The sequence below is a fragment of the Corynebacterium pseudokroppenstedtii genome, from assembly GCF_019754945.1.
Taxonomy (GTDB): domain Bacteria; phylum Actinomycetota; class Actinomycetes; order Mycobacteriales; family Mycobacteriaceae; genus Corynebacterium; species Corynebacterium pseudokroppenstedtii.
In genome coordinates this window covers 627,534-649,914 of record NZ_JAEUWU010000001.1, presented here as the reverse complement: position 1 = coordinate 649,914, position 22,381 = coordinate 627,534, and the positions used below count along the sequence as shown (strand labels likewise).

The 22,381-nt window shown below is 57.7% G+C and carries 17 protein-coding genes and 1 pseudogene; 4 read left to right on the top strand and 14 right to left on the bottom strand.

The features are described 5' to 3' along the window. Nucleotides 1–16: 16 nt before the first annotated feature. The 6 genes from JMN36_RS02735 to JMN36_RS02710 form a co-directional block, all read right to left on the bottom strand. On the bottom strand, nucleotides 17–1,183 hold the full coding sequence (locus tag JMN36_RS02735; RefSeq protein WP_204088431.1) for an ABC transporter permease: 1,167 nt from the start codon (nucleotides 1,181–1,183) through the stop codon (nucleotides 17–19). Then, nucleotides 1,180–2,064, bottom strand: a complete 885-nt coding sequence (locus JMN36_RS02730; RefSeq protein WP_221923799.1) for an ABC transporter ATP-binding protein — start codon at nucleotides 2,062–2,064, stop codon at nucleotides 1,180–1,182. The genes JMN36_RS02735 and JMN36_RS02730 overlap by 4 nt, the downstream gene beginning before the upstream one ends. A gap of 94 nt (nucleotides 2,065–2,158) precedes the next feature. After that, complete coding sequence (locus tag JMN36_RS02725) at nucleotides 2,159–2,653, bottom strand: pyrimidine dimer DNA glycosylase/endonuclease V (RefSeq protein ID WP_204088433.1); 495 nt, start codon at nucleotides 2,651–2,653, stop codon at nucleotides 2,159–2,161. 278 nt (nucleotides 2,654–2,931) lie between these two features. Beyond that, complete coding sequence (locus tag JMN36_RS02720; RefSeq protein WP_204088434.1) at nucleotides 2,932–3,117, bottom strand: hypothetical protein; 186 nt, start codon at nucleotides 3,115–3,117, stop codon at nucleotides 2,932–2,934. Then, nucleotides 3,117–3,800 carry a YceI family protein gene (locus tag JMN36_RS02715; RefSeq protein ID WP_306421632.1) on the bottom strand — a complete coding sequence of 228 codons (684 nt, stop codon included), beginning with the start codon at nucleotides 3,798–3,800 and terminating at the stop codon, nucleotides 3,117–3,119. Before JMN36_RS02715 ends, JMN36_RS02720 begins: the two co-directional genes overlap by 1 nt. A gap of 27 nt (nucleotides 3,801–3,827) precedes the next feature. Next, the gene (locus JMN36_RS02710; RefSeq protein ID WP_012731534.1) at nucleotides 3,828–4,190 is read right to left on the bottom strand and encodes a hypothetical protein; all 363 of its coding nucleotides are present in this window, start codon (nucleotides 4,188–4,190) and stop codon (nucleotides 3,828–3,830) included. Between the two features lie 203 nt (nucleotides 4,191–4,393). Here JMN36_RS02710 and JMN36_RS02705 point away from each other — a divergent pair, with 203 nt between their 5' ends. Then, the gene (locus JMN36_RS02705) at nucleotides 4,394–4,783 is read left to right on the top strand and encodes an RNA polymerase-binding protein RbpA (protein WP_046202337.1); all 390 of its coding nucleotides are present in this window, start codon (nucleotides 4,394–4,396) and stop codon (nucleotides 4,781–4,783) included. A gap of 86 nt (nucleotides 4,784–4,869) precedes the next feature. On the opposite strand, the gene JMN36_RS02700 is transcribed toward JMN36_RS02705, so the two are convergent. The 3 genes from JMN36_RS02700 to cobN are packed head-to-tail and all read right to left on the bottom strand — an operon-like array spanning nucleotide 4,870 to nucleotide 11,472. Further along, on the bottom strand, nucleotides 4,870–5,688 hold the full coding sequence (locus tag JMN36_RS02700) for a polyprenol monophosphomannose synthase (protein WP_204088436.1): 819 nt from the start codon (nucleotides 5,686–5,688) through the stop codon (nucleotides 4,870–4,872). Nucleotides 5,689–5,710: 22 nt separating this feature from the next. Next, nucleotides 5,711–7,696, bottom strand: coding sequence for an apolipoprotein N-acyltransferase (lnt, locus tag JMN36_RS02695; protein WP_221923798.1), 1,986 nt, complete (start codon nucleotides 7,694–7,696; stop codon nucleotides 5,711–5,713). Between the two features lie 56 nt (nucleotides 7,697–7,752). Then, nucleotides 7,753–11,472 (bottom strand): cobaltochelatase subunit CobN, encoded by a 3,720-nt coding sequence (gene cobN, locus JMN36_RS02690; protein WP_221923797.1) that lies wholly within the window; start codon nucleotides 11,470–11,472, stop codon nucleotides 7,753–7,755. Nucleotides 11,473–11,665: 193 nt separating this feature from the next. On the opposite strand from cobN, the gene JMN36_RS02685 reads away from it, so the two are divergent. From JMN36_RS02685 to cobJ, 3 genes and pseudogenes are all read left to right on the top strand, one after another. Further along, entirely contained in the window at nucleotides 11,666–12,889 is a 1,224-nt protein-coding gene (locus tag JMN36_RS02685; RefSeq protein ID WP_204088438.1) for a nitrite/sulfite reductase, read from the top strand. Continuing rightward, nucleotides 12,882–13,658, top strand: a complete 777-nt coding sequence (locus JMN36_RS02680; protein ID WP_204088439.1) for a precorrin-8X methylmutase — start codon at nucleotides 12,882–12,884, stop codon at nucleotides 13,656–13,658. Before JMN36_RS02685 ends, JMN36_RS02680 begins: the two co-directional genes overlap by 8 nt. Further along, nucleotides 13,655–15,198: pseudogene (gene cobJ, locus JMN36_RS02675) on the top strand (precorrin-3B C(17)-methyltransferase). Before JMN36_RS02680 ends, cobJ begins: the two are co-directional and overlap by 4 nt. Before the next feature lie 18 nt (nucleotides 15,199–15,216). Here cobJ and JMN36_RS02670 read toward each other — a convergent pair. The 5 genes from JMN36_RS02670 to JMN36_RS02650 form a co-directional block, all read right to left on the bottom strand. Continuing rightward, nucleotides 15,217–15,939 carry a cobalt-precorrin-6A reductase gene (locus JMN36_RS02670; RefSeq protein ID WP_204088440.1) on the bottom strand — a complete coding sequence of 241 codons (723 nt, stop codon included), beginning with the start codon at nucleotides 15,937–15,939 and terminating at the stop codon, nucleotides 15,217–15,219. 62 nt (nucleotides 15,940–16,001) lie between these two features. Beyond that, nucleotides 16,002–16,778 (bottom strand): precorrin-4 C(11)-methyltransferase, encoded by a 777-nt coding sequence (gene cobM / locus JMN36_RS02665; RefSeq protein WP_204088441.1) that lies wholly within the window; start codon nucleotides 16,776–16,778, stop codon nucleotides 16,002–16,004. Nucleotides 16,779–16,832: 54 nt separating this feature from the next. Then, entirely contained in the window at nucleotides 16,833–18,146 is a 1,314-nt protein-coding gene (cbiE, locus tag JMN36_RS02660) for a precorrin-6y C5,15-methyltransferase (decarboxylating) subunit CbiE (RefSeq protein WP_204088442.1), read from the bottom strand. A gap of 13 nt (nucleotides 18,147–18,159) precedes the next feature. Then, a complete protein-coding gene (locus JMN36_RS02655) occupies nucleotides 18,160–19,395 on the bottom strand; it encodes a M24 family metallopeptidase (RefSeq protein ID WP_236881917.1) in 1,236 nt (411 codons plus the stop codon). A gap of 36 nt (nucleotides 19,396–19,431) precedes the next feature. Beyond that, the gene (locus JMN36_RS02650) at nucleotides 19,432–22,299 is read right to left on the bottom strand and encodes a DEAD/DEAH box helicase (protein WP_204088444.1); all 2,868 of its coding nucleotides are present in this window, start codon (nucleotides 22,297–22,299) and stop codon (nucleotides 19,432–19,434) included. Nucleotides 22,300–22,381: the final 82 nt, after the last annotated feature.

The window sequence follows — 22,381 nt, the reverse complement described above, 5'->3', positions numbered from 1 at the left end:
TAGAGGTGAGTCTCTTTTACTCATTCCGCGCACGCAGGGCCTGGGACCACTTAATAGCCTGCCCTGTACGAAGGATCGAGGGCTCATAGATAGCCGACGCGAACCAGATCGCCAGTGCGGTCGTCACAAGCAGGATACCGAGGGAGAGCAGATGATCCCAGATCGTACCCTGGCCCAAGAACACGCGTAGTGGCGTTGCCACGGGGGCAGAGAAGGGGATAAGCGCCATGATCTGCAGTGCCTCTGGGTTGTCATTGAAGAAGATCACCGCGAAATACGGGATCATAATCAGCATCATCACGGGCATCGACGTCGAACCGATGTCCTCCTGACGAGAAACGAGAGAGGCGGCCGCGGCGTACAGGGAAGCGACCATCACGAACCCGATCGCGAATAACACCACGAACCATAGGATCGGTGCTCTGAGACCATCGAGTGGCAGAACAGAGTCGTTGAACCGCATACCCAGCAGGAGAACACCGGCGATCAGCACCACTTGCAAGAAAGCCATCACGGAGTTACCGATGACTTTGCCGGTCATCAGGGCCTTCGCCGGGATTGCCGCGAGAAGAATCTCTACGATGCGAGACTGTTTTTCCTCGATCACTGAGACTGCGATCTGTTGGCCGTAGATGATAGCGATCATAAAGAACGCGATTCCGAACCCGAGGGCGATGAGATATCGTACCCCCGGGTTAGGAGCGTCCGGATCCAACAACTCTACATGTGGAGATACTGACAGAGCCTGGACCATATTCTCCGGCGTGGAATCCAGCCCGACGATGGTGATGCCGGCAGGGGATGCCTTATCCGTGATCACCGCGGCGTCCGCGTCGCCGTTACGTACGGCATCCTTTGCGGCTTCCGTGGAATCTACGACCTGAGGTTTGGAGGAGTCGCCAAGGCCTTGTACCACCTGGGAAGTTTCGGCAGTCACGGCCACCTTCTTCCCGTCGCCATCGAAGAGATCTCCCAGGCGCGGAGCCAAGAGTACGCACAGCATGAGCAGGCCGAGCACGATCACCGTGGTCACTACGAACGCTTTGGACATCATCTTGACTTTCATCTCACGGCCGGCCACAAGGCCAACGGCAGTCCAGAACGACGTACGTTCGGCACTGCCGGAGGTGAGATGACCATTCTCATCGGCGGGGGAAGAGTCAGTCTGAGCTGGGACGTTCATCGGGTGACCTCCGTGAAAATCTCATGCAGGGAATGGCGGACGGGGCCGAAACTGTGGATGGGGCCGCGGGAGGTGGCCTCTCGGAGAACCTTGTTGGCGACGTCCACCGAGTCGGCGTGGAATCGGACCTGCCCCTCGTCGGCACTGGTCATGTCCGCGCCGGGTACGGAGCGAACCCAGTCGGTGTCCGTGGTGGTGACGAGCTCCCACTCGGCCTCGGTGTGTTGCTCGATGAGCTGATCGCGGGTGCCGCTAGCCACCACGCGGCCGTCGGCGAGAATGATGAGCACATCGCAGAGCCGTTCCACTACGTCCAGCTGGTGGGAGGAGAACAGGACGGGAATACCGGTGTCGGCAGTCTCCTGCAATACCTGCAGAGTGATGTCCACCGCGTGCGGGTCCAGGCCGGAAAATGGTTCGTCTAGGACAAGAGCGCTGGGCTCGTGTACTAAAGCGGCAGCTACCTGGGCGCGCTGCTGATTACCGAGAGAAAGCTCTTCGAGCTTGTCCTTGGCACGGTGGTCGAGGTCCAAGCGTTCTAGCAGGTTCATTGCTCGGGCCTTCGCACCCCTTGCGGAGGATCCATGTAGACGAGCAAGATACACGAGCTGGTCGATCACTGGCATTTTTGGGTAGAGGCCGCGTTCCTCGGGCATGTAACCGATGCCCGCACGGTAATCGCTGGTGATGGGTTCTCCATCCACGAGAATCTCACCTGAATCGTGGGAGAGTACGCCAAGCAGGATGCGCATAGTGGTGGTCTTGCCAGCACCGTTGCCACCCACGAAGCCTGTCATTAGTCCAGGCTTAATATCAAACGATAAATCGTGGAGGGCGCGCTTGCCGCCAAAACTCTTATTGAGCCCTCGGACGCTGATCATGTCGCCAGGGTACAGGACGGGTCTAGGCCCGGCCACCGGACGACGGCGAACCAGAGGGCACCAGGCTAAAGGTAAAAATACCTAGTTTTGTAGGTCAGATATCTTTAACCTTTTCCCATGATTCGATGGGGCCTTCAATAACAGTGAATAGCGGATGAGCTGGGGGAATGGCTAGATTTTCGTCACTGTCAGTGGGCTGGAGATAACTGTTGAGAGTGGACGACAACCACTCGGGATCTCGTCTGGCCACCTTTGTACCGAGAAAACGAAGTTCGTAGCAGAGCTGGCCTGTTGTTACAGGTATTGAATTCTGAGTTTCCGCGGTCGGGGCTATATCGTCTGAGTTATAAGCGATACGGTCGCGGTTGAAGTTATAGCCACGAGAGTCAGCTTCGTCAGCGAGCCCGTGTAAATATCGTGCAACCGATAACGCTGGATTGGCGGTAGCTTTAAACCTTTCCAGTTGCGGATGGTTCGTGTAGCCCTTAGTGAGTTCACGAAGAACTTTTTGCGCTAGTAGAGTTTCCCGCCAGCACGCAACGAGTCCGCGACGGTCGAGCAGGCTGGGGTGTAGCGACCAGATACGCATAGTTTCAGTGTTCCTCGCAATTACAGTATGGAGTATTGGACCGTGGCAACGAAGTATCCGTAAAGTGACATAATGTAGATTATCGGCTAAATATGTAGTGGCGTTTTACCGCGGGGTGTGAACGATACGCGCCTAACCGGCCTCGACGACGAATATCCCTTCACGACTCTCCCTAACGCTCTTTCTGTCACAGTGACTTAATAATCGTGTGTAACGAGATGTCGTACTCGCACGGCCACGCATCACCAAAGCGCGCAACATCAAGACTTCGGAGATCGTCATTGAGCGGGCCGCTGCTTATTCTTCGAGCGATACACCTGGCGCAGCTGGACGATGGTGAGTACGAACAACACCGCGAAGACAACCAATATGATCCACAACTCCTGAATAAGCGCGATCACGATGAGAACGGCCAAGACTGCTAATCGCAGCCACCGTGTCCAAATTAGTGTTTCGTCACTCATTACTGCTTCTCCATAGTCAGCAGCAGATTGATCTCGCCTGTTTCGTCAATCTTGGCTGCGACGAATTGTGGCGATTCAATGTCATAGTCGCGCCTATTGATCGGAATAGTACTCGAAACAATCAGTTTCTTACCCGTACGCAGTGCTTTTAGTTTGACGTCGATGTCTTTTTTCACACCGTGAATTTCCATGGTCCCCGGCACAGTAATTTCATCAGCGTGCCCGTCGCCTGGCAACGATGAAACGTCGACTGGGCCTGTGATTGTGAACACGGCCTTCGGGAACTCGTCGGTGTTTAGGATGGTTCGTCGGACGTTGATATCGCGTTTCTCAACATCACTGGAAATCGACGTCAGATCAGTAGTTGCTGATCCTTCTGTTAACTTTTGATCCGACACAGTAAATGATCCGTCAACTTTATTCGTTGATCCGCTTGTTTCCTTGGATTTACCAGGAAGAATCTCGTGGAACGTATATCCGGCAGACGTTGCGTTCTTCCCTGAGCCCCGCACAATCTTCCAACTGCCGTTGATATCTGTGCTTGCTGCCTTGGCATCACCGTCTGTGAGCGATTCAGTTTTTGTCCCCCGGTCGGTAGCCGCTTTATAAACGACCGGCCCAACAGATGCTAAGACAATGGTGACAATTGCTATGACAACCAATGTGATCCAAGGCTTCTTCATAAGCGCCATGGTACTAGCCGCAAATATTTATGTATTAGCTTGCTCAACACCCAGGCGGATGGACTCGATATCTCGCGCTAAGGACACAAGATCCCCAGTCATAGCGGCAAGCTCACTTGACGTTGCACCTTCTTGTGCCGCCGTGTTGATATCCTCTGCAGCGCAGCGTAACTCAAAGAGTGAATCGAAGAGGTATTGTGCTTTCTTGCCCCGCAAGACGATGTCTGAGTCTGATATTCCGACGCCACGGCCCTCATGGCGCTGCTCGTAGGCTCGTTGTCGGCAGGATCGTGAGCAGTATTTAGGTTTGCGTCCACGCCCCGAGTACTCGACTGGGTTCCCGCACCACTGACAACGGACTTCCTGTGTTGAACGTTCCTTTTCCATCATTATCTTCCATCATTATCCGTGGTCTATGACGCTTAATGATCGACGCTATGTACCAATCATGGAACAGATCTGCCGCTAACATCGTTATATCTAACGATGGTTATAATGAGTAACTGGTTTCTTTAGACCTTAGCGCGAAATTACGCTCAAGTTGTAAAGCTTTACCAGTACGTACCCCAATGACGTAAGGACTGATTCCCCGCATGGCAGATCGTGTTCTCCGTGGCAGTCGAATGGGCGCCGTTTCCTACGAAACGGATCGTGACCATGATCTAGCCCCTCGGCAGCTTGTCAAGTACCGCACCGAGGACGGAAAGATATGGGAAGTTCCTTTTGCCGACGACGCTGAAATCCCAGGTGAATGGCCGTGTCAGAACGGCAAAATCGGTGAGCTCGTAGAAGGTGAAGGCACAGAGGCTAAGCCCGTCAAACCACCCCGTACACACTGGGACATGCTTCGCGAACGTCGCAGCATCGATGAGCTCGAAAAGCTTCTCAACGAGCGTCTCGACATGCTCAAACAGCGCCGTCGTATCGCGGCCAAGATGATGAAGGAACAAAAAGAAGCCGAAGAGAAAGCCAAGTCGAAGTAACTCGGCTCCCCCTCGCCTTTCACAAACGGATCCGGCCCCCGCAAATATACGCAGTCAGGGGCCGGATCCGTTTTTCGTTGGGACGTTTACGAGTTGAAACGTCGCTTTTGCTTTTCGATTAACTCATGCACTTCGTGCTTGATCAAACGCTTCGATGACGTGAACAGCTCTTTCGCTTGCTCGGCTCGATACGCCGCTCCCCACTTGGTTACTTCGAGGAGGGAATCTTTCACGAAATTCCCCGAGAGCTTTGACTCCCCCAGCTCGCGCTCGGTGAAGGTAATCGGCACCTCCCGAACATCGTAGCCTTTCTGGAGAATCCGCCAGGCAAGGTCCGTTTGGAAGATATAGCCTGCATTACTCAATTCGTCGAGATCCACGGCCTCGAGCACAGACCGTCGATAAGCCCTGTAACCAGCGGTAATGTCGCGGATCCCCGCCCCCAAGACGACATTGATGTACGTGTTTCCACCCCGGGAAAGGAATTGGCGATACGCGGGCCAATTCACGGTTTCCCCGCCCGGCACATACCGCGAACCAATCGTCAGGTCCGCACCATCATTGACCGAGTCGAGCAAAAGATGGAGTTGTTCAGGCGCGTGGGAGCCGTCCGCATCCATCTCACAGATCACGTCGTAATTCTGATCAAGCCCCCACCGGAAACCAGCGACATACGCTGCGCACAGGCCTTCTTTCCCCTTGCGGTGCAAGACATGGATATGGGAATCTTCGGATGCCATCTGGTCGGCAAGATCACCAGTGCCATCGGGGCTATTGTCATCGACGACTAAGACGTCTACGCGGTCAGGCTCTGCTTTGCGCAAACGGCCCACGATGAGGGGCAAATTATCCTTTTCGTTGTACGTCGGGATGATGACCAACGTGTTGTCGCTCGGTTGAGTCAACGGTGATCCTCTCTCTTGATAACTACTTTGACTTTACCCGTTGTGGCTTCCGTTGTGAGATAGCGGCGCCCAGAGCCACGACAACACCAAGCCCGCAGAGTGTCCACTCGATGATCGTGGCCGAGTATGAAGCAATGGTTCGCGTCGAACGGAGTGGAAGCTGGGCATGCAGAATCCCCTCCGTGAAAATCTGGGTGCGCTCAGACACTCGACCGTCTGGCCGAATGATAGCGGACACGCCGGATGTCGCGGCAACGACCGTGGCGCGGTCATATTCCACAGAACGCAATCTGCTCATCGCCAACTGTTGGTAGGACATGTCCGTAAAACCAAAGGTCGCGTTATTCGTCGGGACTGTGAAGATTTGCGCACCACCCTCCACAGCATGTTGGAATGCGCCATCAAACGCGACTTCATAACAAGTGCCGACGCCCACCGGGATGAGAGCATTCGTTTTGCCCGACCGAACATGAACGACGCCGTTATCGTCGCCAGGGCTGAAATTCCCCGCCATATCCACGTATGACGAGAAGTGCCGGAAAAAGCCCCGCCATGGCATGTACTCTCCGAATGGTTGGAGATAGACCTTATCGTGCCTCTCCCCTGGCCCGGTTTCTGGATCCCAGACGACGACGGTGTTGCGCTCCTGATCACCCGGGTGCGTGAGCGTACCGACGAGAATCGGGACCCCCACAGCTTCCGCTGCTTGTTGAATCTCATCCCGGGCAAGCGGATCGAGAAAAGGATCGACGTCCGACGAATTCTCCGGCCACACAACAAAATCTGGCTTCGGCGATTTATGGTCCTCAATGCGACGCGCCAAGGCCAGCGTGGCGTCACGGTGATTCGCCAACACGGCACGCTGCTGGTCATTGAAATCGAGCCCCAACCGCGGAACATTTCCCTGCACGACCGCAACCGTCACGAGATTCTCGGGTGACGACGAATCGCTGGCCTGGTAGTAGGTGATACCTGATTCTTTGGACACCATTTGTATCGATTGTGCCTGGGTGCCTGACTCGTGGGCTTGTGCCCCGTTGTCTGCCCCGTTGTCTGCCCCGTTGTTCGATGCCGCGACATCGTTCGACTTCGCGAAAGAATCGATGCGCTCGGTCGACGGATTCGGGCCCGCGTCCACCTGCGACCAGGCCAATCCCGCAACGATCGGGATAACAAGAGTAATGACCAAGCCCGGGATCCATATCCGACGGAAAATGATGGCTATTCCGACACCCATCGTCACGGTTGCCACAGTGATCAATGCGGGTCCACCAATTCGGGCAAGAGAAAGCAAGGGGCCAGAAACTTGTCCCCACGCAAGCCGGGTCCATGCGAAGCCACCGAAGGGCCAATGCGACCGTGCATACTCGACGGCGAGATACCACGTAGGAATCCCGATGACAGTAAAGAGGAACTCGTTGGCGGTAATCGTACGATGGACGCGAACACGGCCACGACCACTTAAACGATCCTCCGACGAGGAACCCTTCTTCGACGTCGAGCTCTCTCGGGCAGCCTTCGAGCTCCCATTCTGAGAGCGAGCAGATGATACACGCGGCTCCCGCTTCCGGGCAGCTCGCCCGGCGCGGAGGAGAAAGACAGTTCCCGCGCCGAATGCCAGTGAATATAGGGCTTCGACGATGGATAAGGCGATCCACGGTAGTGAACCGACGTATTCCCCGATCCAGGGCAGGTAGAAGAGGTAGGTGATGAGGCCTTGGGTGAAGGCGATGAGGGCGCCGAGCCATGCGCCGGGTGCGGGTGATTTATCGCCCCATGGTTGGAGGGCGATGATCAGCAAGGCAATGCCGAGTGGGGCTGCGAGCCATAGGCCGTTTGGTTCGTATGACGCGTAGACGCACAGCCCTGCGAATGCGGCGAGCGAGAGTCGTATGACCGTGTAGAGGAATCGCTTGCCGCGGTCGGCTCTGTGTGTGGCTTCGTACAGGCCGGGTGTGTGCGCTGCCTCGTCCCATCGGGGTGTTGATCGTGGGCGCGGTGTAGGCATGGCGTCAAGATTACTACTTGGTGGGCCTGTACTTGGTTATCTCGGTGGCGGTATTTTTAGCGGTCTTCCATTTCTCCTTCGGTTTCTAGTAGGGCTTCGGTGAGTGCGTCGAGGCGGTCTTGGTCTGGGTTTTTCCATAGTCCGCGTTGGGCGGCTTCGAGGAGTCGTTCGGAGATGTCGTGGAGTGCCCATGGGTTGGATTGGCGGAAGAATTCCCGGTTTTCTTCGTTTTCGACGTATTCCTGGGTGAGTTGTTCGTACATCCAGTCGTCCATCATTCCGGCGGTGGCGTCGTATCCGAAGAGGTAGTCGACGGTGGCTGCCATTTCGAATGCGCCTTTGTATCCGTGGTTGCGCATTGCTTCGACCCAGCGGGGGTTGACGACGCGGGATCGGAAGACGCGCCGGGATTCTTCGTGGAGTGTGCGGGTGCGGATGGTGTCGGGGCGGGTGGAGTCGCCGATGTAGGCTTCGGGTGATTGGCCTGAGAGTGCTCGGACTGTGGCGACCATGCCGCCGTGGAATTGGAAGTAGTCGTCGGAGTCGGCGATGTCGTGTTCGCGTGTGTCCGTGTTTTTTGCGGCTACTTGGATGCGTGTGTAGGCCTGTTTCATGTCGTCGGCGGCGGGTGCTCCGTCGACTCCGCGTCCGTAGGCGTAGCCTCCCCAGGTGCTGTAGACCTCGGCGAGGTCGTCGTCGCTGCGCCAGTTCCCTGCGTCCATGAGCTCGAGGAGGCCTGCGCCGTAGGTGCCGGGTTTTGATCCGAAGATGCGGCGGTGGGCGCGTTCGGCCGGGGTTCCGTTGGCTGTGTCTTCGTTGACGTGGGTGGCGACGTAGTTCATGTCTGCGGGTTCGTCGAGGGCGGCGACCATTTGGACGGCGTCGTCGAGAAGGGCGACGACGTGGGGGAAGGCGTCTCGGAAGAAGCCGGAGATGCGGACGGTGGTGTCGATGCGGGGCCGTCCGAGTTCCTCGAGTGGGATGACTTCTAGCCGTGTGACGCGTCGGGATACTTCGTCCCATATCGGTCGGACGCCGAGGAGTGCGAAGACCTCGGCGATGTCGTCGCCGGAGGTGCGCATGGCGGAGGTGCCCCAGGCGCTGATGCCAACGGATACGGGGTATTTTCCGTCGTTGTCCTGCTTGTAGCGTTCGATGAGGCTGTCGGCGAGGAGTTGTCCGGTGTCCCAGGCTAAGCGTGAGGGAATCGCTTTGGGGTCGACGGAGTAGAAGTTTCGGCCGGTGGGCAGGGTGTTGATGAGCCCGCGGAGGGGTGATCCGGATGGGCCGGATTCGATAAATTTCCCGTCGAGTGCTCGGAGGACTTGGTCTAGTTCTCGGCTTGTTTGGCGCAGCCGCGGGACGATCTGCGTGGTGGTGAAGTGCAGGATGTCCCGGACGGCGTAAACATCTGCGCTGTCTGGGAGGCCGAGCTCGCGGCGAATGTCGTCCAGGACCGTGTCGACGGCGTTATCGTCCCAGTTGTGGTCTGCCAGGGAGGTAACGAGTGCCGAAGCGATGTTCTCGATGTCATCGGTGCGGTGCCGTGTTTCCGAACCGTCTTCGTTGAGGCCGAGGGCCTCGCGAAGTCCGGGAAGAGTGTTGATTCCGCCGAAGATTTGTCGAGCGCGCAGCATGGCCAGGACAGTTTCGACGAGCTGCTTGCCTTCGGGCGCATGCGAGAGGATATGCAGCCCGCCGCGAATCTGGGCGTCCTTGATTTCGCATAGCCACCCGTCGACGTGCATGAGCATGTCGTCGAAGACGTCTTCGTCGGGGCGTTTCTCCCAACCCAGGTCCTGGTCCATTTTTGCCGCAGTCAGCAGTGTCCAGATTTCTTGCCGAATAGCCGGTAGCTTCGCGGGGTCCATGGCGGCGATGTTGGCGTGCTCATCGAGGAGCTGCTCGAGCCGGGTGATGTCCCCGTAGCTTTCGGCGCGGGCCATGGGTGGGATGAGGTGGTCGACGAGGGTGGCGTGGGCGCGGCGCTTCGCCTGAGTGCCCTCCCCTGGGTCATTGACGAGGAAGGGATAGATCAAGGGCAGGTCGCCGATGGACTGGTCGGTGCCGGAGTCTGGCCCGAGGGCGACGGTCTTGCCGGGCAGCCACTCCATGTTTCCGTGTTTGCCGACGTGGACGATCGCGTCGGCACCGAAGCCGTGACGGTCCGGGGTGCGGCGGATCCACTCATAGGCTGCTAAGTAGTGGTGGTTCGGGGCCAGGTCGGGGTCGTGGTAAATGCCGACTGGGTTGTCGCCAAACCCGCGGGGTGGTTGCACCATCACAACGATGTTTCCGAAGCGTAGCCCGGCTAGGTAAATGTCTTTTGTCTCTGGGTGGACGTAGAGGTCTCCGGGGGCTTCTCCCCAGGTCTCAATCATGTCTTTTTGGAGGGATTCCGGAAGAGTGTCGAAATACTCCTGGTAGTCGGCTGCTGAGAGGCGGAGCTCATTGGCCGCCATCACCTCGTCGGTGAGCCAATCGGGGTCTTGGCCACCAGCGTCAATGAGCGCATGCATAAACGCGTCCGAGTTCTCGCTGGTTTCGTCGCCCGAGTCAAGCCAGCCGGGGATCTTCGACGTATCCCCCAGGTCGTATCCCGCGTTGTGGAGGGCGTGGAGTAACACCAACACAGAGGCCGGAGTGTCCAGGCCGACGGCGTTACCGATCCGGGCGTGCTTCGTCGGGTACGCCGACAACATCACGGCGATGCGCTTGGAGGCATTGGCTTTATGCCGCAATACCGCATGTCGATCCGCGATGCCCGCCAGACGTGCGCACCGCTCCGGATCGGGGTTATACGAAATGAGGCCGTCGTCGCCAATTTCTTTGAATGAGAAGGGGACAGTAATGATGCGCCCGTCGAACTCCGGGACCGCGATTTGAGTAGCAACATCCAATGGTGAGGCACCGTCATCATTGTCTTCCCATGTGCTGCGCGAACTGGTCAGAGCGAGCCCCTGGATAACGGGCAGATCGAGCTCCGCCAATGCAGAGACATCCCACGCTCCGTCGTCGCCGCCGGCTTGTGCAGTGGCAGGCTTTGTTCCACCCGCCGCGAGAACCGTCGTGATCAGAGTGTCCATCGTCCCGAGGAACTGGAGAAGATCATCGGACGCCTGACGAAGCGACGCCGTGAAAATCGGAACCGGCACTGCCCCACGGTCGGCAATGGCCTCGCACAGCGCGTCGATATAACGGGTATTACCAGCTAGATGCTGCGCACGGTAATACAAGACAGCAATGCGTCGAGTATCAGACTCCCCCTCAGACTGAAGGCCTGCCGTGCGGCTATCTTCCCAGCCTTCCAGTATTCCCCATTCAGGCAGATGGATCGGGGCGTCGAAACCCAGGCCGGTGAGAAGCAGAGTGTCGGACAGGAAATTATGAAGGTTGATGAGGTTATTTTTCCCGCCCTCAGCAAGATAACGGTGAGCGGTGGTGACCACATTCGACGGCGCAGTGGAAAGCTCTGTGAGCTCTGCGTCCATAGTCTGTTCACCAGAAACAGCGATAGTCGGGATACCCGAGGCGAGAAGCTTATTCAGCCCTTCTTCCCAGGCTCGCCGTCCACCTAAGAGCCGGACGATAATGATGTCTGGCTGGGAATCCGTAGCCCCACCGGATCCCGGAATAGGTGTGCCAGCGAGGAGAGCATCAACATCGTCAAGCATCAATCGCGCCGGATTAGCCCAGCGGAACTCCACGTCGGGGTGCTCATTGGCCGCTTTTGCAGTAAGCAGATCGGTGTCAGAAGTGGACAGCAGAAGAATCATGTTTTCCTTTCCGGATACCGCGCCGGACGTTGTTCATATACGGGGTCTGGCTTGACAGTGGCGCGACCGCTCCCTGAGGGATTCCCGTTTCCCGCAACTATCTTAGAGGTCGGGTTGACTATCGGTGGCTGCGACCTTTCATCGAGGTCTCATAATACTTTGACGCTGCGTGCACGGGGGTACGGTAGAAACCATGCACAGTGACGGTACTCAGACGACGACTCGGAATCGGGGAGACATGTGCCCCGGTACATTGCGTCTTTTTACTGCATCCGACGGGATGATCGGCCGCGTTCGGTCCCCCGGCGGGTATATCCAGCCGCACCAATGGACGGCATTAGGCGCTATGGCTGACGACTTGGGGGACGGCGACGTCCACATCACGTCGAGGGGAAATATCCAGATCCGTGGTGTGGAATCGGTTGATGACTTTGCTTCTGCTGTGACTCAGGCAGGATTGCTGCCATATCCACGGCATGACCGGATGCGTAATTATCTTGCCTCTCCCCTGTCAGGGCGATCTGGTTCTGTGGGCGATGTACGTTCCTTGGTCCGCGCTGTGGACCGCGAACTCATTCAGTATGACGACACGGCAGATCTCCCTGGCCGAACCCTCTTTGCTTTCGACGACGGACGTGGCGACGTGATTGCCGAGCGCCCGGATTTCGGTGTCATCGCGACGACGAAGACGCGACCGTCAGATGCTCATGACTTCTTCGACGTCGTGATCGGAGGAGATTACCTGGTGGGGTCACTTCCCCGGGCGCGCGTGGTCGATAGCGTCGTCGAGTTGGCGCGCCAATGGCAGGCTCGGCGCGGGAAGAATTGGCGGATCGAGGAGACCCCCGGCGTGGCTGAGGATCTTGCTCGGTGGACTCGTGAGAACCTTGTGGGCCTGGAGGATCCGGTTCATGATGTGCTTCCGGTGTATGAGGAGTCTGCGGACAATGAGTTGGGCTTGCGTCAGCCGATGGGGTGGATTGATCAGGATGATGGGCGCGTGAGTTTGGCTTGTGTGTTGCCTTTTGGCCGGATGGATTCGGCGTGTGCGCGTTTGTTGGGTGCTGTGGGTAAGCCTTCGACGGTGACGTGTTGGCATGGTGTGGTGGTTCATGATTTGACCCCTGCTGAGGCGGATGAGGCTGTGCGTTTTTTGGCTCCCCGCGGTTTGATCTTTGATGCGGCGTCGCCGTTGGCTCGTGTGACAGCGTGTACGGGCTTGCCTCAGTGTCGGAAATCTCGTGATGATGTTCGTTCTGATGCGGTGCGGGCCATTAATGCTGGGTCCCTGCCTGGTGGGCGTGTGCATTTTGTGGGGTGTGAGCGTCGTTGTGGTGCGCCGAATATGGATTACACGGAGTTCCTCGCTGAGGGCGATGGTGTTTATGAGACGTCGGAGGTGACTCATCATGCCTGATGTCGTGGGGTCGGCACGTTCGGAGAGGACTGGTGGTGCGGTGTATAGCCGGGATCGCTATGTTTCGCTGGGGAATGATATTTATCGACGTTCGTTCGCGATTATTCGTGACGAGAGTGATTTGAGTCGTTTTTCTCCCGACGAAGAGACAGTGGCGGTGCGGATGATTCACGCCGCCGGGGATGTGTCCTTGGCCGACGACATTGTGTTTTCCGACGGTGCTGTCCAGGTGGGGCGTGCTGCCTTGGAGTCGGGTGCGCCGATTTTTACGGATGTCCGGATGGTGTCGAGTGGTGTGACGCGTCGGCGTCTTCCAGCGGATAACGACGTGGAGTGTTTGCTGAATACTCCGGGTGTTGCGGAGAAGGCGCGTGAATTGTCGACGACGCGGTCGGCGGCGGCTATTGACTTGTGCGCGGATCGGTTGGGCCGCGCGGTGGTAGCGGTGGGGAATGCTCCTACTGCGTTGTTCCACTTGATGGATGTGTTGGCCGCGCGTCCTGATCTGAAGCGGCCGGCGGTGATTATCGGCATTCCTGTTGGTTTTGTGGGTGCGGCTGAGTCGAAGTCTGAGCTGGAGGAACGTGCCGAGTCGCTGGGCGTTGAGTTTATTACTGTTCGTGGGCGTCGTGGTGGTTCTGCGATTACGTGTGCTGCGATTAATGCTTTGGCCCGGCGGAATGAGCTCATGGATGAGCCTCAGACTCCGACGAAAGGCGCGGCGGATAGTAACGTCGCCGCCATGAAGGGTGAGGCGGAAGACCGGTGACAGAGTCGGGGCATTTGTATGGCGTAGGGCTAGGCCCGGGAGATTCAGGCCTGGTCACGGTGGCGGCGGCGAAGATCATTGGGTCGGCCGATGTGGTGGCATTCCATGCTGGCACGCATGGCCATTCGACGGCGCGGAGTATCGCCGCCCCGTATTTGGGCAGCGACAATCCAGATCAGATCGAGGAGCTACTCACCTATCCGGTCACGACGGGCGTTGCTGACCATGCTGGTGGCTATGCAGGAGCTTTAGGAGAGTTTTACGCCAGCGCCACCGCTCGTTTGGCTCAGCATCTTGACCAGGGGCGCTCCGTCGCAGTTCTCAGTCTCGGGGACCCCATGCTCTACAGCTCCTACCAACATCTTCATCGTGCTTTAGCAGACCGTTACCCCACTACTGTTATTCCTGGGGTCACATCGATCACTGCTGCCGCAGCCTCCGTCGGGCGGCCGTTGGTTGAAAAGGATGAGACGCTGGGGGTTGTCCCAGGAACATTATCTGAAGATGAGCTGGTGCAGCGGTTATCGCAGTCCGACGGTGCCGTCGTTATGAAGTTGGGGCGAACTTTTCCAACGGTTCGTCGGGCACTTGTGCGCGCTGGCCAGGCTGATCGTGCCTATGTTGTTGTGCGGGCCACAATGGAGGGTGAGCAGGTTATTCCTCTGCTGGAGGTGGACCCTGCCGCTGTGCCGTATTTCGCTGTTGCGGTGGTGCCGTCACCGACAGATAGTGAATTGCGGCGATTGACAGAAGGAAGTAAATGATGATGGAACACACATCAATGGGAGAGGTCGTTGTTATTGGGCTTGGGCCCGGCAACTCTGACTGGATTACTCCGGAGGCGTCAGAAGAATTGGCCCAAGCCACCGATGTAGTGGGCTACTCCACATACGTCAAGCGTGTTCCTGAAATTCCAGGCCAGCGACGGCATCTCTCGGACAACAAAGTAGAAGCGGTTCGGGCGGCAATGGCTTTGGACATGGCCCGACATGGCAGCCGGGTGGCTGTGGTGTCCTCTGGCGACCCTGGAGTGTTTGCCATGGCTGCTGCTGTTCTAGAGACGGCAGATGATGATCAATGGCGTGACGTTCCGGTGAGAATTGTGCCGGGAATGACCGCAGCCCAAGCGGTGGCGAGTCGCGTGGGAGCACCACTGGGCCATGATTTTGGCATGGTGTCACTGTCGGATCGGCTAAAGCCGTGGGATGTGGTGGTCAAACGCGTTCGCGCTTTGGCGGGCGCGGATATGGCCTTTGCTGTCTATAACCCGGCGTCGAAATCGCGGCGGTGGCAGGTCGGCGCCTTGCGGGATATCGTGCTGGATTTTCAGAAGCCAGATACCCCGGTGATCGTGGCCCGGGCAGTGGGGTCTGCGGATGAATCAGTGACCGTGACGACGTTGGCGGAGCTAGACCCTGATGTCGTGGATATGCGGACGATGCTGATCGTGGGAGCATCGACAACGCATGTGTACGACGGGCCGGATGGTCGTCGCGTCTTTACTGCTCGGCATTATGAGGCGCCCGCTACAGACGACTGAGTTCCCACGCCAGGGGCATCAAAGATGACTGAGAGCCTCGACGGCTTCATCCGCTGAGGTCACAACCCATGAGGCCGGCAGTGGTGGCCGATCAACGATAATGACCGGAATATTAAGGCTCCGCGCGGCCTCAAGCTTGGGATAGGTTGATCCCCCGGAGTTCTTGGTGATGACAACATCGATTTGGTTGTCAATGAGCGTCTTCTTCTCCGAGGAGAGGCTGAAGGGGCCGCGGTCAAGAATAATGCGGTGCCGGGCGGGCAACGGCGCTGACGGCGGTTCAACGCTGCGGATGACGTAGAGGTTATCCGGGTCGTCGGCAAAGGGAGCGAGCTGCTGCCGGCCAATCGTCAGAAATACATGAGCGAAACGCTGAGCTTTCTGCGCTGCCTCACGCATGGTGGAAACGTGAATCCATCGATCCCCCGACTGCTCCTCCCAGGCGGGGCGATGAAGCGCCAATAAGGGAACGTGCGTCGCACGAGCCGCCTCATAAGCGGAGGTACTAATGCGCTCGGCGAAGGGGTGCGTGGCGTCGACAATAACGTCAACTTTTTCGTCGAGTATCCACCGTGCCAGACCGGATGGCCCACCGAAACCACCGATACGGACCTCCCCCGCGGGAAGTCGGGGATGTTTCACTCGCCCAGCTAACGACGTCGTGATATGCCACCCTTTATTGACTAAAAGAGTAGCGAGTTCTCGAGCTTCAGCGGTTCCACCAAGTATGAGAGCGCGCATAGGTGAAGAAGTGTCCTTAACAGTCATTGAGCCGGAATCTGATCCGAGGGCTCGGTGCCGGTTTAGTCGTGGCTACAGGGGATGGTACGTCCGTGGGCGTCGCGGGGTCGGTCGTCAGAATAAAGGAAGCTATCGGGGAACTCGTCTGCGGCCAACGTCTGCCCCACGGTAATGACCGCGGTCCGCGTGATGCCTTCCGTGGCAATATCGTCGGGAAGTTTGCCGAGGGTCGTGCGAAGAACACGCTCATTCGGACGAGAAGCGAACGCAACAACAGCCACAGGACAATCGGCGCCGTATGTTGGGGTGAGTTCATCGCTGATGCGCTGGGCGTCGTGTGCCGCCAGATGAATACACATCGTCGCACCATGTGAGCCCAATTCCGGCAACGACTCCCCCTCCGGCATCGATGATGCACGGCCCGAGATCCTCGTCAAGATCACCGATTGACCAATGGTGGGAACGGTCAGCTCATGGCCTAATGACGCAGCCGCGGCAGAGAAAGCCGGAACCCCCGGAACGATTTCATAGTCAATATTCCGCTCCACGAGTCGACGCGCCTGTTCGGCCAGGGCAGACCAGAGCGAGGGATCTCCCGATTGCAATCGAGCAACGTCCTTGCCTTCACTATCGGCCTTCGCGATGGTCTCCACGATGGCATCCAGAGGCATCCGTGCAGTGTTAATCACATCGGCACCTTCGGGGCAATGCTCCAGAACCTCGGGCGGGACGATAGATCCGGCGTAGAGGCACACCTCGCAACGCCGGATCAACGCATCCGCTCGAAGGGTGAGCAGGTCAGCCGCGCCGGGTCCGGCACCAATGAAATAAACAGTCATGAGAACACACCTTTTCAACCAGTAGTGATTCGTCAGCGGAAGCACCGCTGCGCCCTACACCGCCGGTTTTGTTGTTACGAAACGAATAATCGGAAGGGCGGGCCGCCACGCATGGAACGACCCCAAGGCTGAATGATGAGAAACCTCAAAGCGCGTTAACGAGCCACCCCACTTTTCCTGAAGCTGGAGCACCATCTGCTCCGACTCCACCGTGACAGCGTTGGCGACAAACCGCCCACCAGGGCGCAACGCCTCCCAAGCACGGTCGACGACACCGGGGTGCGTCAGTCCCCCGCCGATGAAAACCGCATCGGGGGACGGTAAATCGTCAAGAGCTTCGGGCGCCTTCCCGTGTACGACAGTGACCGGGTAGCCCAGTGAATTTGTCGTAATCCGTGCAGCTCTCTCATGGACGTGCTCAATCACATAGGACTCTGCATTCCGCGCGAGCCGGCACCACTCGACGCTGACCGAACCCGATCCCCCACCGATATCCCAAAGAATCTCTCCCGGATGCGGCGCTAGGGCAGCCAAGGTCAGCGCGCGAATGTCGGACTTAGTTAACTGACCATCATTTGCATAGGTCTCATCCGGTCTACCCGGTGCACGACTGAGCCCAGCTTTCGTGGGCGTGACTGCGACAATGCACAAATTCGACTGGGCATCGAGCGCCTCAGGCTGACGCGCCGTAGAGACCGTATGAGTCTCATGTGACGAGCCCAAATCTGACAGCAGATCAACCCGCGCGTCACCCAGCCACCGCGAGCACAGATAGTCGCAGATATCCGCCGGTGAATGGCTATCGCGGCAAAGGACGAGGAAAGGGATTCCGTCGTCGCATAGTGGGCCGAGTATTTCTACGGGCTTGGTCAAGAGGCTCACGACAGGTGTTGTGTTAAGCCCCCACCCTAAACGCGCACATGCCAAACTTGCCGACGATGCTGCCGGGATCACAGTGAACGCATCGGGCCCGAGAATCCGCGCCAGCGTCGTACCGATGCCGAAAAACATCGGGTCGCCACTGGCCAGGACAACAACCCGGTGATCCGCGAGGGAGTCAAACAATTCCGCAATGTGCGGAACCAGCGGTGACGGCCACGGTTTCTTCGTTGCCTGACAACTATCCGGAACGAGTTGAAGCTGCCGCCAGGATCCGACGACGACATCAGCGTTCGTGATGGCCCGGTGGGCGCGCTCGCCTATGCCGTCCATTCCATCGGCCCCAATGCCGACGACGATGATCCATCCACTGCCGTCGTGCCCCAATAATGGGTTACGCCGGTGCGGATTGATACCGGATAGGGGCGAATCTGAATCGTCGCCATCGGGTGGCGGAGTGTCTACCGCCCGTAGAGGTGAGCTTGTCATGACAGTGCGCTCATTATTTTTCAGTTCGAACGAGGTCATGGGTTTGGTTATTGACTGACGTGGCACCGTCGTCGGTAATGATCAGAATATCCTCGATGCGGGCACCCCACTCGCCTTCCAGGTAAATCCCGGGCTCCACCGAGAACGCCATTCCGGGTTCCAGGACCAATTCATTGCCTGTCACGATAAACGGTTCTTCGTGAGTGGACAGGCCTATACCGTGGCCGGTCCGGTGAATGAAGTTGTCGCCATATCCCGCCTCGGTGATGACATTTCTGGCAATGGCGTCAATTTGGGAGGCGGATACACCGGGCTTCGCCGCTGACACGGCTTCTTTCTGTGCCTGGTGGAGGACATCGTAGATTTCTTGTTGCTTCTCGGTTGGCTCATCCACAACATATGTGCGTGTGCAGTCCGAGTGATAGCCATTAAGTGTTCCGCCAATATCGACAACTACGACGTCGCCCGCGGAAATGATGCGGTCGGAGTATTCGTGGTGTGGATTCGCACCGTTCGGCCCTGATCCGACGATGATGAAATCGACGGCTTGGTGCTCTTTGAGGATGAGCCGTTCGATATCGCGAGCGACGTCACGCTCAGTGCGGCCGTCGCGGAGTAGGCCCGGGACTGCTGCGTGGACTCGATCGATGGCCTGGCCCGCTGCAGTGAGCTGCTCAATCTCGTAGGAATCTTTTCTCATCAATAATTCGCGGAGCACGGGGCCGGCCAGTATCCAGCGATAGCCGCGGTCCTGCAGAGGGAGAAGATGATCAGCAGTCATCGTAGAGCCGACACCCACTGTCCCTGACGGGGTCTCCCCTTCGTCATTGCGGGGGTTGCTCGATGTCAGCACATTAATAACCAGGTCATGAGGATCTTGTCCATCGACCCAATAGTCGACGGTGACCTCAGACCGGGGAACGTAGCTGTCCTCAATTTCTCCGCGTTCGACGGCCGGAGCCACCAGAACGGCACGATCTCGCGTAATGACCAAAGCAGTTAGGCGCTCATGTGAAAACAATGGCGTCCCGATGAAATATTCCAACTCGACGCCTGAGCCGAAAACGAGGCCCTCCAGCTGGTTGTCTTTCACCAACCGACGGGCACGCTCGAGGCGGCTCGCGAACGCCGCGTCACGATCGTGCTCACTGTTCGTGCCCGACTGCGCTGCTGGAGAACCAGCCACGTCGCTCGATGAATTGTCGTCAGAGGAAACGTCGTTTGTCGTTTGCGAAATCGATTGAGTCATATCTAAGACACTACTAGGCATTTTCGGTGATCGCGCTTAACTCCCCATGGCAACGACGCCTCGACGCATGGTCTCCACCGCTTGCCGAGCATGTGCGCGAATATCGTTGGAATATCCTGCTGTTTTAATTTGATTAAGCACGTCGATGACTTGTCGACACGATCGGACGAAATCACCTGGTGTTAGTGATGTCCCGTTCGCGGCGGCGGCTTGAACGCAATACGCCAAAGGTGCGCCGGCCGTCCACTGATGCATCGCCGTGGCCAGCTCGGTCTCGATAGGCCTGGTCATCGGGAGATGATGACGCTCTTCATCTGTCACGATCTCCTCCCAGAGACGCTCAGTGTTCTCTATCGCCGTGGCTAATGGCTCCGTCGGGACCTCAACGTCTCCCGGAACCGACTTACGATTCTCGAAGACGCAGGTGCTCACCACCCCTGCTAGCTCAGCGGGGTCCAAATCATCCCAAATCTTCCGTCGCAAACACTGAGCAATGAGCAGATCGGACTGATTGTGAATACGTGCCAGACGCAGGCCTTCTTCGGTCAACGACAAGTCAGGGGTGCCATTGGAGCCTTCCTGGGCAGCGTCGCTGGAGGCCACAGCATCGGATTCGTCATCGATGGGCGGATCCACATAGTCCATCTCACGCAGCAGCGCGATCATCCTATCGAAGGTAGAGACCAGGGTATCCGCATCGAGCACTCTTCCAGACGCGCCCGAACCCGACTGTGTGTCCGAATGATCTGCTATTTTCTCCCGCGTGTGTGCCAATCGGGCATAGGCACGGACGAGTTCCTCCCGGTTCTCCCACTTGTGTACTGGGTGGGCACGCAGCTCTTTCCTCAACGACTTGATCGTGGCGTTCTTTCTCACACGGGCTTTGGGCTTGAGAGATCGAGGCCGATGAAAAGATTGTCGACGGAACTCAGAGCGGACAAGTGAGCGTGCCCGCTTGGGATGGCGAGACACATCTCGAGGAAGACGCATCCGCCCAACCGTCATGGGCACATTGCCCAGCTCATCTGCATGAAGCTGCCCCACTCGCCCATCTTCCGTGATCACCATCGGCCGTGGATCCTGACCGTCCATGTCTGGGTTTTCACGGTCATGGTGTCGACGGCGGCCGCGGTAGCGTCGCGCCGAATCGTGACGGTGCTTCTCTTTAGATGATGCCTTACCCGCTCCAGCGGCTCTGACGCACACCGCCAATGCGGGGTTGCGCCCCTCCGGAAGTGCGATCACATCACCTACGGTGAGCGAACGGAGGCAACGAGAGATTTCTTTAAACCGTTCTTTCCGGTTCTCAGCCTGGGCTTTCTTCTCTTCATGGGAGAGGTTTTTGCGAATAGCGACGTATTCTGCCAGTTTGTTTTCAGACCTGTGTCCGAGGAGGCCCAGGAGCTCATCATGCTGAGAATCTGCGTGACGTTGATGAGCGCGTCGCTCATGAGCACGAGCAACCACGTCCTCATTTGCTAAGAACTGAGCGAATGATCGCTCCAAAAGGCGGTGTGATTTCTCAACCCCCAGCGTATTGAGCAGATTGACGGACATGTTGTAGCCGGGGCGGAACGTCGAAATCAGCGGATAGGTTCGTGTCGACGCCAACCCGGCGACAGCTTCTGGATCCATCGACGGCTGCCATAACACCACCGCGTTTCCCAACACATCGATACCGCGACGCCCGGCGCGGCCGGTGAGCTGGGTGTATTGGGCAGGGGTGAGATCAACGTGGGCTTCGCCGTTGAATTTGACGAGTGATTCGAGGACGACGGTGCGGGCAGGCATGTTGATCCCGAGCGCCAGTGTTTCTGTGGCGAAGACGACTTTGAGCAGGCCACGCACGAATAGTTTTTCGACGATGTGCCTGAAGGCGGGCAGCATTCCTGCGTGGTGTGCCGCAATTCCCCGCGAGAGGTTGGTCCGCCACCGGCGGAACCCCATGAGGTCCAAGTCTTCTTGAGGGATGTCAGCGGTGTCGGCGTCGATAATGGAGAGAATTTCGCGTGCTTCGTCGCGCGTGGTGAGTTGTACTCGCGCTGTGTAGCACTGGGCTAGCGCTCCTTCGCAGCCTGCTCGGGAGAAGATGAAGATGATCGCGGGGAGCATGGATGCTGCCTGCAGCTGCCCGATTACGGCTGGGCGGTGTGGGCGTTTACGTCGGCCGTTACTCCGTCGTTCCGCGGCCGCGCATCGTGAGACTAGTTCTGGGTTGATCGGGGCTGATAGTTCCTGCGTAGCGTCGTCATTGTCTCGCGAAAATAGCGGGATAATTGAGTTTCCTAGCAGCATGTATTGGTGAAGTGGGACGGGGCGGTGTTCCCAGACGATGATGTCGGTGTCGCCGCGGGTCATCTTTATCCACTCACCGAATTGTTCGATATTGGACACCGTGGCGGAGAGAGCGACGATGGATACCGACTCGTCAAGGTTGAGGATGATTTCTTCCCATACTGGGCCGCGTTCGGGGTCGGCAAGGTAGTGAACCTCATCCATCACCACGTGGGAGAGGTTGTCCAGGGAGTCCGCGTCGGCGTAGATCATGTTGCGCAGGACCTCAGTGGTCATAACGATGACGTCGGCTTCCCGATTGATGGAGACGTCCCCGGTCATGAGGCCCACTCGGTCATCACCGTAGGTGGCGCGGAGATCGTTGTATTTCTGGTTCGACAGTGCCTTGATAGGCGTGGTGTAGAAGCAGCGTTTGCCTGTTTCTAGTGCGAGAAATACGGCAAATTCCCCGACGATTGTTTTTCCGGAGCCTGTTGGTGCGCTGACGAGTACTCCGCGGCCGCGTTCGATGGCGTGGCATCCGTCAATTTGGAATCGGTCGAACGGGAAATCGTGCTGGTGGGCAAAGCGGTGGAAAATAGGAAGGTCCTCGGCTGACGCTTCGGTCACACTTCTCCTTATCGATTGTCACTGTCGATTGTTACTTGTTAATTGTGGTGTCGGTTACGAGGTTTGTGGTGTTGTGCGGTCG

Coding starts and splice junctions, on each gene's coding strand:
- JMN36_RS02735 (WP_204088431.1), bottom strand. CDS start 1,183: ATGAACGTCCCAGCTCAGACTGACTCTTCCCCCGCCGATGAGAATGGT.
- JMN36_RS02730 (WP_221923799.1), bottom strand. CDS start 2,064: ATGATCAGCGTCCGAGGGCTCAATAAGAGTTTTGGCGGCAAGCGCGCC.
- JMN36_RS02725 (WP_204088433.1), bottom strand. CDS start 2,653: ATGCGTATCTGGTCGCTACACCCCAGCCTGCTCGACCGTCGCGGACTC.
- JMN36_RS02720 (WP_204088434.1), bottom strand. CDS start 3,117: ATGAGTGACGAAACACTAATTTGGACACGGTGGCTGCGATTAGCAGTC.
- JMN36_RS02715 (WP_306421632.1), bottom strand. CDS start 3,800: ATGAAGAAGCCTTGGATCACATTGGTTGTCATAGCAATTGTCACCATT.
- JMN36_RS02710 (WP_012731534.1), bottom strand. CDS start 4,190: ATGATGGAAAAGGAACGTTCAACACAGGAAGTCCGTTGTCAGTGGTGC.
- JMN36_RS02705 (WP_046202337.1), top strand. CDS start 4,394: ATGGCAGATCGTGTTCTCCGTGGCAGTCGAATGGGCGCCGTTTCCTAC.
- lnt (WP_221923798.1), bottom strand. CDS start 7,696: ATGCCTACACCGCGCCCACGATCAACACCCCGATGGGACGAGGCAGCG.
- cobN (WP_221923797.1), bottom strand. CDS start 11,472: ATGATTCTTCTGCTGTCCACTTCTGACACCGATCTGCTTACTGCAAAA.
- JMN36_RS02685 (WP_204088438.1), top strand. CDS start 11,666: ATGCACAGTGACGGTACTCAGACGACGACTCGGAATCGGGGAGACATG.
- JMN36_RS02680 (WP_204088439.1), top strand. CDS start 12,882: ATGCCTGATGTCGTGGGGTCGGCACGTTCGGAGAGGACTGGTGGTGCG.
- JMN36_RS02670 (WP_204088440.1), bottom strand. CDS start 15,939: ATGCGCGCTCTCATACTTGGTGGAACCGCTGAAGCTCGAGAACTCGCT.
- cobM (WP_204088441.1), bottom strand. CDS start 16,778: ATGACTGTTTATTTCATTGGTGCCGGACCCGGCGCGGCTGACCTGCTC.
- cbiE (WP_204088442.1), bottom strand. CDS start 18,146: ATGACAAGCTCACCTCTACGGGCGGTAGACACTCCGCCACCCGATGGC.
- JMN36_RS02655 (WP_236881917.1), bottom strand. CDS start 19,395: ATGACTCAATCGATTTCGCAAACGACAAACGACGTTTCCTCTGACGAC.